The sequence below is a fragment of the Geomonas anaerohicana genome (assembly GCF_016458305.1).
In the GTDB taxonomy this organism is placed as follows: domain Bacteria; phylum Desulfobacterota; class Desulfuromonadia; order Geobacterales; family Geobacteraceae; genus Geomonas; species Geomonas anaerohicana.
Window position 1 is genome coordinate 503,706 of record NZ_JAEMHL010000003.1, and the last position, 13,130, is coordinate 516,835.

The 13,130-nt window shown below is 62.7% G+C and carries 9 protein-coding genes; all 9 read right to left on the bottom strand.

All coding sequences use genetic code 11. From position 1 onward, the window contains the following. Nucleotides 1-2: 2 nt before the first annotated feature. Entirely contained in the window at nucleotides 3-3,506 is a 3,504-nt protein-coding gene (locus tag JFN91_RS08590; RefSeq protein ID WP_199388783.1) for a PAS domain S-box protein, read from the bottom strand. 15 nt (nucleotides 3,507-3,521) lie between these two features. Continuing rightward, entirely contained in the window at nucleotides 3,522-5,108 is a 1,587-nt protein-coding gene (locus JFN91_RS08595; RefSeq protein ID WP_199388784.1) for a sensor histidine kinase, read from the bottom strand. After that, nucleotides 5,105-5,503 carry a response regulator gene (locus tag JFN91_RS08600; RefSeq protein ID WP_199388785.1) on the bottom strand — a complete coding sequence of 133 codons (399 nt, stop codon included), beginning with the start codon at nucleotides 5,501-5,503 and terminating at the stop codon, nucleotides 5,105-5,107. Before JFN91_RS08600 ends, JFN91_RS08595 begins: the two co-directional genes overlap by 4 nt. A gap of 167 nt (nucleotides 5,504-5,670) precedes the next feature. Beyond that, a complete protein-coding gene (locus JFN91_RS08605; protein WP_199388786.1) occupies nucleotides 5,671-7,932 on the bottom strand; it encodes a GAF domain-containing sensor histidine kinase in 2,262 nt (753 codons plus the stop codon). Between the two features lie 17 nt (nucleotides 7,933-7,949). Then, nucleotides 7,950-9,992, bottom strand: a complete 2,043-nt coding sequence (locus tag JFN91_RS08610) for a pilus assembly protein PilZ (protein ID WP_199388787.1) — start codon at nucleotides 9,990-9,992, stop codon at nucleotides 7,950-7,952. 62 nt (nucleotides 9,993-10,054) lie between these two features. Then, complete coding sequence (locus tag JFN91_RS08615) at nucleotides 10,055-10,540, bottom strand: response regulator (protein ID WP_199388788.1); 486 nt, start codon at nucleotides 10,538-10,540, stop codon at nucleotides 10,055-10,057. 14 nt (nucleotides 10,541-10,554) lie between these two features. Beyond that, nucleotides 10,555-11,697 (bottom strand): sensor histidine kinase, encoded by a 1,143-nt coding sequence (locus JFN91_RS08620; protein ID WP_199388789.1) that lies wholly within the window; start codon nucleotides 11,695-11,697, stop codon nucleotides 10,555-10,557. Between the two features lie 127 nt (nucleotides 11,698-11,824). Beyond that, entirely contained in the window at nucleotides 11,825-12,385 is a 561-nt protein-coding gene (locus tag JFN91_RS08625; protein WP_199388790.1) for a DNA-3-methyladenine glycosylase, read from the bottom strand. A gap of 9 nt (nucleotides 12,386-12,394) precedes the next feature. Next, nucleotides 12,395-13,024, bottom strand: a complete 630-nt coding sequence (locus JFN91_RS08630) for a DUF4136 domain-containing protein (RefSeq protein WP_199388791.1) — start codon at nucleotides 13,022-13,024, stop codon at nucleotides 12,395-12,397. Nucleotides 13,025-13,130: the final 106 nt, after the last annotated feature.

The following is a 13,130-nucleotide window of genomic DNA, read 5'->3' on the forward strand; positions in this document are numbered from 1 at the left end:
TGTCACACCTCAATGCAGAAACGGGCGCCCTGCTCCGTGTTGCTGACCGTGAGCGTCCCTTTCATGTTCTTTTCGACGATGGTCTTGGACATGAACAGGCCGATGCCGGTCCCCTTGTCGGGTCCCTTGGTGGTGAAATAAGGATCGAACACCTTCTCGATGATGCCGGCGGGGATGCCGCCCGCGTTGTCCTCGATGCAGAGGACGGTCTTGCCGTGGTGGCGGCGCAGACGTATTTGGATCCTGGGCTCGGCGACCTTGCGTTCCAGCAGTGCGTCCTTCGCGTTCATCAGGATATTGACCAGCACCTGAGAGTATTCGTTGGGGGAGCCGAAAATCTCGGCCTCCGGGTCTGCCTGTACGTCGAAGGTGATCCTGGCCGCGGCGAAGGCGGCCTGGAGAATGGCGAGGGTCTGTTCCAGGGTGGTGGCCACCACGAACTTCTGCTTCTCCTTTTCCGGCCCGAAGAAGTTGCGGAAGCCGTCGATAGTCTGCGACATGTAATTGATCACCTGCATGGCCCGGGAGACGCTGTTGTCCAGGTACTCCCTGGTGAACATCCCCTGCTCGTAGAAGCTTGGCAGTTCCTGGACGATGAGCCCCAGCGTGTTCAGCGGCTGGCGCCACTGGTGCGCGATGTTGCCGATCATCTCCCCCATGGCCGCCAGCCGCCCCTGCCGGATCAGGAGCTGTTCCTGGCGACGCAGTTCTTCCACGGCTCGGATCCGCTCGGTCATCTCCTCCCTCAGCGCATCCTGCGCCAAGACGCTGTCGGTGATATTTAGGCAGGCGCCTACCAGCCTGAGCGGGGCGCCGTGCTCGTCGTAGGAGACGCGGGCGCGCATGCTGAGCCAGCGGATCTTGCCGTCGGGCGGCGCGGTGCGGTAGTCGGCGCTGTAGAGACCGGCGCCGGTGGTGCTCCGGGCGTCCCTGACGATCTGCTCCAGCCGCTCGCGGTCGTCGGGGTGCACCAATCGCAGTACGGTGTCGAGATCGAGGTCGCTTTCGGTGCTCAAGCCGTAGTGCTGTTTGGCAATGGGGGACCAGTTCCCTTTGCCGGTCTGCAGACTGACGTCGAAGATGCCGAGACCGGTCGCCTCGACGGCGAGCTTCAGCCTCGCTTCGCTTTCCTTGAGCGCCTGCTCGGCGCGTTTGAGGTCGGTGAGATCGATGGCGAACCCGATCCCCTCGGCGGGCGAGTCGGCCATCCGGGCCATGGCGGTGAGCGCTGCTACCGGTTCCTTGCTGGTGCGCCTGATGAATATTTTTTGGTAGGTCCTGCTGATGCCGCGGGTGATGGTTTCGTCCATGGCGGCACGATCTTTGGCGTACTCTGCTGGAGGTGTGACATCGGAAAGACTCAGGGTCCCGCCGCGGCACTCGTCCCCGCTGTAGCCGACCAGTTCGCAGTAGGCGTCGTTGGCGTCGGTGATGAATCCGTCCCGGTTCCAGAAGAAGATCGCGATCAGGCTCGACTCGTACAGCCAGCGGAACCTGGTCTCGCTGGCGCGCAATTTTTCCTGGGTCTCGCGCAGGTCGTTGATGTCGGTCGCCGTGCCGTACCACTTGACCACCCTCCCCTCCTCGTCCAGTTGCGGCACGGCGCGGCTCAGGTGCCAACGGTACCCGTCGTTGCTGTATTTGATGCGCTGTTCGATCTGGTAGATTTCCCCGCTGGCGACAGCGTGGCTCCATGCCTGGGCGGTCGGTTCCCGGTCCTCGGGGTGAATGCAGTCGGTGATCAACTGCCCCGGGTCTCCCTTGCTCTGGACCAGGATGCTGCGTTGTACGCCGGTGTAGTTCTCGAAGTGGGCGTTGAGGTAGTCCAGGTTGCCGTCGGGGTTGGCGGTCCAGACGATCTGCGGCATCGAGTCGGCAAGGTCACGGAAATGCTGTACCGACCGGCGCAGTTCCCCCTCGATCGCCTTGCGCCCGGTGACGTCGAAGATTACCCCGATGAAGCGGCAGGACGTATCCTCGCACCAGAACCGCCCCAGGACGTTGACCCAGAGCTGGGCCTCGTCGTCGAAGCGGAAGATGCGATGCTCGGAACTGAACAGGTCGCGCTCCTTACAGGCCCGGTCCAACTCGGTCAGGACCCGGTTCTTGTCGGCGGGATGGATCCGGTCCTGCCACATGGCCAGGGTGGCTGCGCCGGTTTCCTGCTGCGGGTCAGGGTATCCCATGAGGAGGTAATGCCGCCGGGACCATACCCCTCTTCCGCTGGCCACGTCGATGTCGCAGGAACCCATCTGCGCGGCGTCCAACGCCAGCTTCAGGCGCTCCTCGCTCTCCAAAAGCGCTTTGGCCGCGCTCCTGCTCTCGGTGATGTCATTGAAGGCGGCCAGGCCCGAGATAACGTCGCCGGAGATATCGCGCAAGGGGGTGGCGTTGACACTGATGAAACCGCGGCTGCCGTCACCGCGCTGAATCTGGTACTCTTCGGCGAAGACGGTCTCTCCCCGGCTGATGGCGCGGATGAGCGGGTATTGCTCAGAAGACAGAGGCGTCCCGTCCAGTGTGTACATCTTCCACCGTTCGAAATCTGAGCTGCCAGCCGCTTCGCCCACATCCTCCCGAAAGATGGTCCGGGTCAGCTCGTTCTGGTAGACAACCTTGCCGGAAGGTGCCTCGGCGATGATCACGCCTACCGGGAGTTGTTCGACGATCGCCTCGAAGCGCTCCTGCTGGAAGGCCAGTTGCCTCAGCATGCTCTCGCGTTCCTCCTCGGCGGTCCGGCGCTCGGAGATGTCGCGTGCGATCATTTGGATGGCGTGCGCGCCCTGGTAGTCGATCCGGGTCGAGGATCCCTCCATGCAGCGTTCGCCGCCGTCCAGGCGCAGCAACCTGAACTCCAGTGTCGACGGTTCCTTCCCCTCCATTGCCGTCTCGATGCTGTCGCGCATCGCCTGGCGGTCTTCCGGGTGCACCAGGTCCAGCACGGTGTGTTGCTGCAGTTGAGAGAGGGCGCGTGCTCCATAGGTTCCGAGCGCCGCGCAGTTGGCGTAGAGGAAGGCGCCGTCATGGTGTACCAGCACCGCGTCAGGGGCCATTTCCACCAGGGATCGGTAGTAGCGCTCGCTCTCCCGAAGCAGCAGTTCCTTCTGGATCCGTTCCGCATTTTCCCGCGCGATGATGGATATGCCGGTAAGGACGCCTTGGGGATCGAAGATGGGGGACAGGGTGAGGGAAACCTGTACCATGCGCCCCCCCTTGGCCAGGCGCACCGTCTCCAGGTTTCTGATTTTCTCCCCCTGCAGCACCTTCCGGGTGATCCGGTCCAGCTCATCGAGGCGGTCCGGGGGGACCAGCATGCTGATGTTCTGTCCCACGGCCTCCTCGGCGTCGTAGCCGTAGAGGTGCTGGGCCGCCTGGTTCCAGCTGGTGATGGTGCCGTCCGGGGTCTTGCTGAGGATGGCGTCGTTGGATGAGTCTACGATGGCAGCCAGATGCGCCATGGCATCTTCCTTGTCGGCAGCCTGAATTGCCCCTGGTTTTCGTGTCATGGCGCCTCGCAAGGGCTAGGTCTCCTTAAGGTAGCTGCCCGACTCCGGATTGGGCTCCAAGGTAAAATAGAAGGTCGCCCCCTGCCCCACCTCACCTTCGGCCCACATGCGCCCCCCATGCCTGAGCACGATGCTGTGGGCGGTCGCGAGCCCGATCCCGGTCCCGGTCCACCCGAACTCTTCGGGGGCGTGGATGGTCTGGAAGGGCTTGAACAGCATCTGGGCATATTTCATGTTGAAGCCCACCCCGTTGTCCCGCACGAAGTAGGTTCGCACATCGTGCCGGTCGGTCCAGCCGAATTCGATGCGTCCCCGCTCGGTCCTGGAGGTGAATTTCCACGCGTTCTCCAGCAGGTGCCGCAGTGCCTTGCCCAGCAGTTCCGGGTCCCCCTTGACTCGCGCCCCCTCCGCTATGACAAACTCAACCCTGCGCTCAGGGGCCTCGGCGGATAGCGCGTGGGCGATGTCGCGGGCCAGTCGGCTCATATCGGTGTCGCGTATGGTCAGGGCGCAGCGGGCCAGGTGGGTCAGGCTGTTGAAGGCATCCATGATCTGTTTGATCTGCTGCACCACGTTGGCGCTCCGCTCGGCGTACTGGCGGCAGTTGGCATGGCCGCAGGCGCCGCAGTCTTCCAAAAGCGCGGTGCAGAATCCTTCCAGGCGCGCCACCGGGGCCCGGAGATCATGGGATACGAAGTAGCTGAAGTTTTCCAGCTCGCTCACGGTGGCCTGCAGCAAAGAGGTGCGCTGCAGCACGCGCCGCTCCAGTTCTTCGGTAAGGGAACGGACCTGTTGCTCGGCCTGTTTCAATTCGGTCACGTCATGACAGGTGCCGATGACCCCGGCAGCGTGGTCACCCTCCCGGACTCCCTCAACGTCGAGCCGCACGATCCGGTACGACCCGTCCGGCCGCACTACCCGGACGAACCTGTGTTCCGGCTGATGCTGCGGATCCTGCGCGCTCTGCATCGATGCGGCAATGTCGTCCCGGTCGTCGGTGTGGAAGCGCTCCAGGAAGGCATGGTAGGATGCGGGGACGGCGCCCGGCTCAAGGCCGCAGATGCGGTACATCTCGTCGGACCAGTCCATGCCCTCCGCATCGGGCTCCCGCTGCCAGCTCCCCAGGTGGGCGATGCGCTGCCCGGCGGCCAGTTGCCGCTCGCTTTGGGCCAGGCGCCGGTGCTGCTCACTCACCAGCCGCTTCAGCTCCATCTGCTCCAGCACTTTGTCCAGGACGGTGAACAATTCCTGGTAGTTGAGAGGCTTGAGGACGTAGTGGTGCACGCCGATCTCGATTGCGCTCAAAAGGTAGGAGGTGTCGCTGTGGGCGGTGACGGCGATGATGCGGACCTCGGGGTTGATTGCCTTTATCTCGCGGGACATCCGGATGCCGTCCATCACCGGCATGTTGATGTCGGTCATCACGATCTCCGGGATGTACTGCCGGTACAGTTCCAGGGCTTGTAAGCCGTTGTCGGCACCGTAGACGATGAGGTTCGGGTAGTTCATGGCCAGCATCCGGGTGACCATCTGGCGTGCGTCGGCCTCGTCCTCGACGTAGAGCATGCTGACGCCTGCGCCCTCCCGAACCTCGTCTTTCATTGGGCCCCCTCGATGCGCGACAGGATTCCCTTCAGCCGGTCCACGGTCATGGGCTTGTAGATATAGTCGACCACGCCCAGTTGCCAGCACTGTTCCTGGTCGGTCTCGTTGTCGGATGAGGTGAGTATGGCGACCGGAAGCCCCTGCAGTTTGACGTTGTCGCGGATGCCGCGCAGCAGGTCCAGTCCGCTGATCTTGGGGAGCTTCAGGTCCAGGAGGACCAGCCTGATGTAGCGGTAGCTGTCATCCTGCTCCATGCGCCTGAGCAGTTCGTCGGCCTCTTCCCCGTCGCGGGCGGTGACGAGTTCGTGCTGGCAGGCCTTGCCTATGATGCGGCTGGCCAGGAACAGGTCGTCCGGATTGTCCTCGACGAGCAGGATATAGAAGGGCGCCATGGGAACTCCGCGCTTGCGGCCGGGTAGTCGAAGGCCGAAAAAGGCCGAGCGTTGTAACATTGCCCCTCTGCTCGGCCGCCTGCCGATGTGGCAGTGTTAGAATGTATGCCCATTAACATTAACAATCGCTTATTCTAGCCTGCCCCACCACCTTGTCAATTAAACCGTCACTCGGAGCCTCCCCTGCCCGGCGCTTCGATCCGGAACTCGGCCCCGTTGGCGACGTTGCGCGCGGTCAGCCTGCCGGGGATGTTCTTCTCGATGATCACCTTGGACATGTACAGGCCGATGCCGGTGCCGCGTTCCGGCCCCCGCGTTGTGAAATAGGGGTCGAAGATCTTTTCCATGATCTCCTCGGGGATCCCTCCGGCGTTGTCGCGCACGGTTACCACCGACCGCCCCTGCTCCTCGAAAACGGCAACCCATATCTCGCGGTCTTCGATCTTTCGGTCCAGGAAGGCGTCGCGGGCGTTGAACAGGATGTTGAGCACCGCCTGGGAGAACTCGTTGGGGTGGCCGGTGATGATGGGATCGCCGCCGACCTGCAGTTCCACCGATATCTGCAGCGTCCTGAAGCTCTCCTGGACCAGGGAGAGCGTTTTTTCCACCACGTCTGCGACCCGGAACGGGACCGACTCCTTGTCGGGCTTGAAGAAGTTCCTGAAGTCGTCGATGGTGCGCGAGGTGTGCCCCAGCACCTTCATGAACCTTGCCACGCTGTCGCCTAAGTAATCGCGGGTAAACCCGCCCCGGTCGTACATGACCGGCAGTTCCTGGACGATGAGCCCGAGCTCGTTGAGCGGCTGGCGCCACTGGTGCGCGATGTTGCTGATCATCTCCCCGAGGGCGGCCAGCCGGTTTTGCTGCAGGAGCATGCGCTCCTTCTCCCCCAGTTCTTCCAGCGCCTGCAGCCGCTGCGCGGTCTCCTCCTCCAGCTCGAACAGGGTCCGCGTCAGTTCTTCGTGCTGCAGTTCGATCTTGTGCCTGCTTTGTTCCAGGTCCGCGGTGCGCTGTGCCACCCGCTCTTCCAGCTCCAGCTTGGCCTGTTCCAGCGCGCCGATCAGCTCGCAGTTGCGGTAGCTGATGCCGATGATGGAGGCGGTGCCCATGAGCAGGCTCACGTCCCGCTCCACCAGGGGGCGCTTGGTCTTCACGTTCTCGGCGGTCAGCACGCCCAGCGAAACGCCGTCTGACACGATGGGACAGCAGATGAAGGCCCGGGTGCCGTTCTTTATGGCGCAGGCCAGGGTCCGCAGCCCGAGGGTCTCCTTCTCCTGTTCCAGGTTGTTGATCAGGAACGGCCTTTGTTCGTTGAGGCAGGCGACATAGACGTCCTCGACGGAACTTTCGTGGCCCAGGGGAAGGTCGAGGCCGTTCAGGCAGGCCAGTTCGCCGGCGCCGTAACCGTAGCTTGCGCGCAGTTGCAGGCGCCCCTCTTCGCTATTGACGAGGAAGATGGCGCCGCGGTCGTACTCGAGCCTGCGCTGCATGATGTCCGCCACGTCCATGAGCATCTCCTCGAGCCGCGTCAGGTTGCCCAGACGCTGTCCGATCTCGTGGGTGAGCATCGCGTTGTTGTAGTTGAGATCGATCTGTTCCAGGAGATTTTCGATGGAGTGGTTGGTGCTGCTGAGCCCTTCCTTGATCGCCCTCTTCTCGCTCATCTCCGCTGCCAGCGAGACCAGGAGCAACAGCGACAGCGAGCCGAGCAGGATCTCGAGCACCCCCCTGCCCTGCAGCGCCACGAGGAGCGCCAGGTTGGCGACCACGAGCAGCGGCAGCATGAGGTTGCGTGCCTTCTTGAGGTAGGTGTAGGCGCTCTTCTCCCAGGTGACGATGTAGCGGCAGACCTGGTCGCCCCGAAACACGCACTCCGGTTGCTGTATGGTGGGGAGGTGGCGGATTTCCGGGAAATACTGCAGGTCGGTCAACTTGTGGTTGAACATGAGCACGATCGCCTCGAAGAAGCCGATGCGGTTCTCGCACTGGTACTGTTTCTCCAACCCCGGCTCCACGGGAGTCACCGTTATTTCGACCATGTTGGAGGCAAGGGGGCGCGAGTGGTAGGTGGTGCTCCTGGTGAAGTTGGCAGTGGCCTTGCTGATGATGTCGAAAGTGCTGGAGGCGTCCACGAGCCCCAGGATGTACTGGCGCATGGCCCCCAGCACATCGGGGGACGCGGCGTAGCGTCCCGCCTCGCGTGCGATCTTCGGGTTGCCGGTCATCTGCAGCAGCCGCTCGTAGAAACGATCCACCTGGTCCTGCCGGAACCAGTGCGCCTGGTCCGCCACCTCGTAATCCTTCATTCCCGCGTACTCCAGGAGCTCGTTGATGTCGACGTGGCTGTACTTGTGCTTAACCAGCAGGATGAAGGAGTTGATGATCCTGCTGTTGTACAGCGGCATGTCGCGCAGGCGGGATGATTCCATTCCGGCTCCACTGGGCTTCACTCCCCTTTCGGGTGTCCCTTGAAAAGTCCGTCGCAATACTGCAGAAAATGGTCGCTGTAGTGCATGTCCAGGGTCCAGAGCAGGTAGCTTTTCTCGCGGGGGAGTCCCTTCTCTTCCACGTAGGCGTGCGGGAAGGTGAGCACCGGCATCCCTTCCCCCTGGTAGTGGCGGCTCAGCTGCCTCAGTGAGAGCACGATCAACTCGGGCGGCGTTTCCTCGTCGATGATAACGACCGTGACGCAGTTGGTGAGTTCCGCCATGTTGAAGCCGGCGTCGGTGCAGTTCACCAGGAAGAAGGCCTTCAGGCCGCCCCCCTTGCGCAGCGAGTACAGGTAGAGCTCCTTGTGAAAGCCGAGGTTGCGGTAGTCGTCGTTGACCTCGCGGCTTCCCGCCGCGCCCGGGTACAGGTCGAAGGCGTCGATCATCAGCCCCCCGGAGACGTGGCGGTAGAAGCGACCCAGTTCGTTCAGGTCAAAGTCGCTGCTGGGGGACAGGAGCCACTGTTCCGGCCAGGGAGGCTCCTCTCCCTCGGGACGATAGTGGGAGTAGGCGAACAGGTCGAGCGAACAGCTTTTCTGGTCGCCGTGTTTGTCTGCGAAGCCGCCGAAGACCCGCGCCGGGAACTTGTTGTCGGGGCGGTAGTAGCAGAAGACGTAACGGAGATGGGCAAAAGGGAAGCTCTCCAGTTCGTTCAGGTATTGCCCTACCTGTTCCAGGACTGCCAGGCCTGCCTTGACCGACGCGGATTTGCGGGCGGCGTGGTGGTGGATGAGCCAGGAGTTCTGGTAGAAGCGGACCATGGCCAGGTGCCCCAGGATGGCGCCGCGGTCGAGGTAGATGAAGTGCCGGGCTATGTGCGGGTTCTCGTTGTAGAGCCGGGCGTAGGTTTGCTTGATCCGTTCCTTGTTGGCCTGAAAGTGGGCGTACTTACCTGGGTAGATAAAGCCGGTCTGGAAGAAGAAGTCCCACAGGTCGTCGAGGTCAACCTCGGTACTGACGTAGGCGTTGCGGTCCGCCGCCTGGTGCAGGATGGAGAGGAGCTTGACATGGTCGTGGATCTCCATTTCCAGGATGGCGCAGCCGCAGCGGGCGCTCTTTTCCTCCCCCTCTTCTCCGGTGACGTTGCGCGAGAGCACCTGGGCCAGGCACTCCAGGGTCAGCCCCTGCGCGAAGGTTATCTTCACCCCCGGCATCATCATGCCCGGCAGCAGTACCGATTCCCCCTCGCTTTCCTCGACGGAAAAGCCGGTGCCGGAGAGGTCCCCCATCTTCAGGTTGCCCCTCTTGCCGATGAGCGGGTGGTCGAAGACGACGTTTGGGGACGGCACCAGTTCCTTGCGCGCGTTACGGTAGGCCTTGGGGCGGAAGCGGCGGAAATTGTCCTGGTGCTGCTTCAAGACGAAGGAGCAGCGCCGGTTGTCGCTGTTTATCGACTGGATGTCGAAACTCCCCGAGAAGATCAGGTTCCCGCCGCGGGACAGTTTCAGGTGGACCGGTTCCTCCGCGTTGATCCAGTTGAGCGCCTCGGGCCGCTGCCAGGTTCCCGTAACCCGCAGCGTGACCGGGGTGAAATCGACCAGTTCGCAGTCGAAGAGAACGCCGTGCTGCAGCAGTTGCGCCGAGATGTCGTTGGCCGGATGGCGCCGGATCTTGCGGGCCTGGAATTCGCGGCAGGCCGTGGGGAGTAGCAGGGTCAACCCTGTGTCGTCCATGGAGAGCAGCTCGGAGTTGACCACCAGGTACTTCTTGCCGTCGGCGATGAGCAGGTAATCGAAACGGTAGGTCTTCAGGATCTGCTGGACGCTCCCCGGCTCGTCCCACCGGCACAGCAACTCCTCTCCGGCGCACGGCTCGGGGCGGGCGGGGAGCAGGATGGCGTCGTCGTAGACCAGGTGCTTCAGGCACACCAGTACGGTCTGGTCCTGGAAATTGATGTAGTTCAGGCGGTTCACCAGGTGGCTTCGGCTGACGCTCTTGCCGGTCGCCGGGCTCTCGGCATCGGGTGGGACTGCACGAAGTGTCGTTACCGCGTCTCCCATGTGTCCCTCTTGGGCGCTCCAGGATGTTCTCTTCGACGACGCTCGGGTTCACCTGCAATGGATCAGACAGAGGTGCCGCTTTGCTCCTGGGCCGGTGGCAGAGCCGCAAGCTCCGGGGCAACGTTCAGCCCCAGCCAGTACTGCACCAGGTTCTGCATCATCACCAGGAGCGCGTTGAATGAGTTGGGCTTGAACAGGAAGGAGTTGCAGCCAAGCTCGTAGGCCCGGTTCAGGTCCGCCGGCGGCACCGGCGCGGTGAGCACCACCACCGGCAGCCGTTTCAGGGCTGGTTGTTCCCGAAGCCAGGACAAAAGTCCCACCCCCGAGATGTGCGGCAGCTTCAGGTCGAGCAGCATCAGTACCGGCATCGGGTAGCTTTCCCGGTCCTGGAAGGCGCCGCTGCCGCTCAGGTAACCGATGGCTTCCTCGCCGTCCCGGGCGCTCTGCACCGGGGTGATCACGCCTACCCTCTGCAGGGCGAGTCTGGTGAAGTGGGCCTGGTCCTGGTCGCTGTCGACCAGGAGGATGGTGTGGTGCACGTAGCTCATGGTTCCCCCCGGCGCTATTCCGCTCTCCTGAGTTCGATCCAGAACCGGCTCCCCTCCCCTTCCTTCGATTCCAATCCAATGCGCCCCCCGAGGCGCTGCACCGCCCTGCGCACGATGGCAAGCCCCACCCCGGTGCCCGGGTAGCTCTCCATGCTGTGCAGGCGTTCGAAGATCTTGAAGATCCTCTCCTGGTGCTGCTGGGCGATACCGATACCGTTGTCCTGTACGTACAGGCGGCAGTATTCCTGCGACTCGTCGGTCCAGATGCGCAGCAGGGGTACGACACCCTTGGGGACGAACTTTATGCCGTTGGTCATCAGGTTGAGCACCACCTGCACCAGAACGGCGTGGTGCCCGATCACGGTGGGTAGGTCGCTGGCGGTCTCCAGTCGGTAGGGTTTGCCGCCCGCTGCCAGTTCCAGTTGCTGGGACGCGTCGCGCACCACCTGGTCCAGCCGCACCGGCTCCAGCGTGATTTCCTGCCTGCTGACCCTGCTGTAGGCGAGCAGATCCTGGATGAGCCGGTCCATTCCTTGTGCGGCGTTCTTGATGCGCACCAGGTAGGCGCTGCGTTCGGCCGGCGTCTGCTGCTCGTCGTCCAAAAGGATCTCGGCGAAAGCCTGCATGGCGCGGATGGGAGCGCGCAGATCGTGGGATACCGAGAAGGCGAAGGAATCGAGCTCCTCGTTGATCTCCTCGAGCTGCGCGGTGCGCTCGGCGACGCGGCGGTCCATGGTGGCGGCTTCTTTTTCCAGCTGCGCGGTGAGGTCCGCTATCTCCGCCTCCTCCTCGCGGTAGCGCGTGCAGTCGCTGATGACCATGCCGATGTGGTTGTCGGTGAGGGCGAAGATGCGGACCCGGTAGAAGAACTCGTCACGCGCCACCTCCCCCAGCTCCAGGGACCCGCCGAACGCGGCCAGCCGGTGGCAGTGGTCCTTGAATTGATCGGGATCGAACCACCCCGGAAAGCAGTCGGTCACCAGGCAATTGTTGAAGTTGAAGGACTTGCACCGGCACAGCCTGACCGCGGCAGGGTTCATCTCGATGACCTTCGGAGGAGTTTCCGGGTTGCGCACGTCCAGGAGCAGGATGGCGAGCGCCTCCCGCATGTTGGTGAACATCAATCGGTAGAGCTGCTCAGCCTGTTCCATGTCCATGGCGGGCTCTCCTTGGCAAATGCAGAAGAGTATAGCGAAGTAAGATTTGTTTGCACTAATGTTTTGTCGGGCCAAGCGACATGGATCATATGGCGGGATTGCAGTGGCGGCGCGGATGGGAGGGGAGTTACTTTATCGAGATGTAAGGATTTCCGTCGAGGTAGAATCGCAGCGGCTTTGTGGCCCAGATGCCGGAGTAGTCGACGCCGACGCGGGGGCGCGCCACCACCTGACGTGGAGCGCTCTGGTCCCGGGGCGAGATGAAGAAATCGGGGCTCTCCAGGTCGTGCCCGTTCTGGCGCAGGTCGATGCCCATGGCGCGGCACAAAAGCCCCGGCCCCTGGGTTCGGCCAGCCAGGTTCTGCACCGGTTCGAGGGCGCGCAGCAAAACGGCGCAGGCGCTGCCTTCCCGCTCGGTCACCACGTTCATGCAACAGTAGATCCCGTAGATGAGATAGACGTAGGCAAAACCGGGCGGGCCGAAGAGGATGCGGGTGCGCGGCGTCAGCCCCTTTGAGGAATGCGCCGCCAGGTCGCTCTCGCCGAGATATGCCTCCACCTCGACGATCTTACCCACCCTCACCTCTCCGGCCACATCGTGGACCAGGAAGGCGCCCAGGAGATCGTGTGCGACTGCAACCGTGTCGCGGTCGTAGAAGGCGCGCGGCACCGGGGCCAACGAGGTCATCGGCATCTCCTAGATCAATCCTTCCTTCTTGAGGGATTTGACCACCTTGTGCGCCAGATCCTTGCCCACCTTGGTGACGTTCTCCGGCTCCATGGTCTGCATGGTGGAGGCCCAGACGAGCTTGTCCGAGCCCAGGTCGAACAGGTTTACCTGCATGGTGGCTACGTCGTAGGTGGACACGTAGATCGGGCCGTAAAGCGCCATGGAGCGGTAGTAACCGGGGAAGTCCCAGTCAGGAAACGCGGGAGGATACCAGTACCCCGGATACGGCGTGGCGACGGCACTCGGCTGCACCGTGGTCTGCTTCTCCACCTTGATGGTCTGCACGGTCAAGACGCCCTGCGAGCCGGTGGAGCGCACGGCGCGGTCCAGTGCGTGCCAGTCCGGCAGCTTCACCTGCGACAGGATAGTGTAGCTGGAGACCGCCTCGACCCCGTGCCGGTGCAGTTCGCTGACCAGCATGTCCTCGTAGACGGCCCGGCTCCCCTCTTTCCTGGCAAAACTGACCACGAGCACCTTGTGCAGTCGGCTGCCGCTCAAAACCGGGTTGCGCCAGGTATCCACGACAGAAACCGAAGCGCAGGAGCAAAGTATGGTGGTCAAACACAACACTACGGCGATCCTGATCAGGTTGCGCATGTGTCACCTCCGTTGACGGCTGGAATTGGCTTACTGGCTGGGTTTGGAAGGGGTTCCGGGAAAAGATTGGAAATATTTATACCAAGTTGCTGCAGGTTGGCAATCG

What these genes read in the sequence shown, in the direction of transcription:
- JFN91_RS08615 (WP_199388788.1), bottom strand. Translation starts at nt 10,540, where the DNA reads ATGAGCTACGTGCACCACACCATCCTCCTGGTCGACAGCGACCAGGAC.
- JFN91_RS08595 (WP_199388784.1), bottom strand. Translation starts at nt 5,108, where the DNA reads ATGAAAGACGAGGTTCGGGAGGGCGCAGGCGTCAGCATGCTCTACGTC.
- JFN91_RS08605 (WP_199388786.1), bottom strand. Translation starts at nt 7,932, where the DNA reads ATGGAATCATCCCGCCTGCGCGACATGCCGCTGTACAACAGCAGGATC.
- JFN91_RS08590 (WP_199388783.1), bottom strand. Translation starts at nt 3,506, where the DNA reads ATGACACGAAAACCAGGGGCAATTCAGGCTGCCGACAAGGAAGATGCC.
- JFN91_RS08610 (WP_199388787.1), bottom strand. Translation starts at nt 9,992, where the DNA reads ATGGGAGACGCGGTAACGACACTTCGTGCAGTCCCACCCGATGCCGAG.
- JFN91_RS08630 (WP_199388791.1), bottom strand. Translation starts at nt 13,024, where the DNA reads ATGCGCAACCTGATCAGGATCGCCGTAGTGTTGTGTTTGACCACCATA.
- JFN91_RS08620 (WP_199388789.1), bottom strand. Translation starts at nt 11,697, where the DNA reads ATGGACATGGAACAGGCTGAGCAGCTCTACCGATTGATGTTCACCAAC.
- JFN91_RS08600 (WP_199388785.1), bottom strand. Translation starts at nt 5,503, where the DNA reads ATGGCGCCCTTCTATATCCTGCTCGTCGAGGACAATCCGGACGACCTG.
- JFN91_RS08625 (WP_199388790.1), bottom strand. Translation starts at nt 12,385, where the DNA reads ATGACCTCGTTGGCCCCGGTGCCGCGCGCCTTCTACGACCGCGACACG.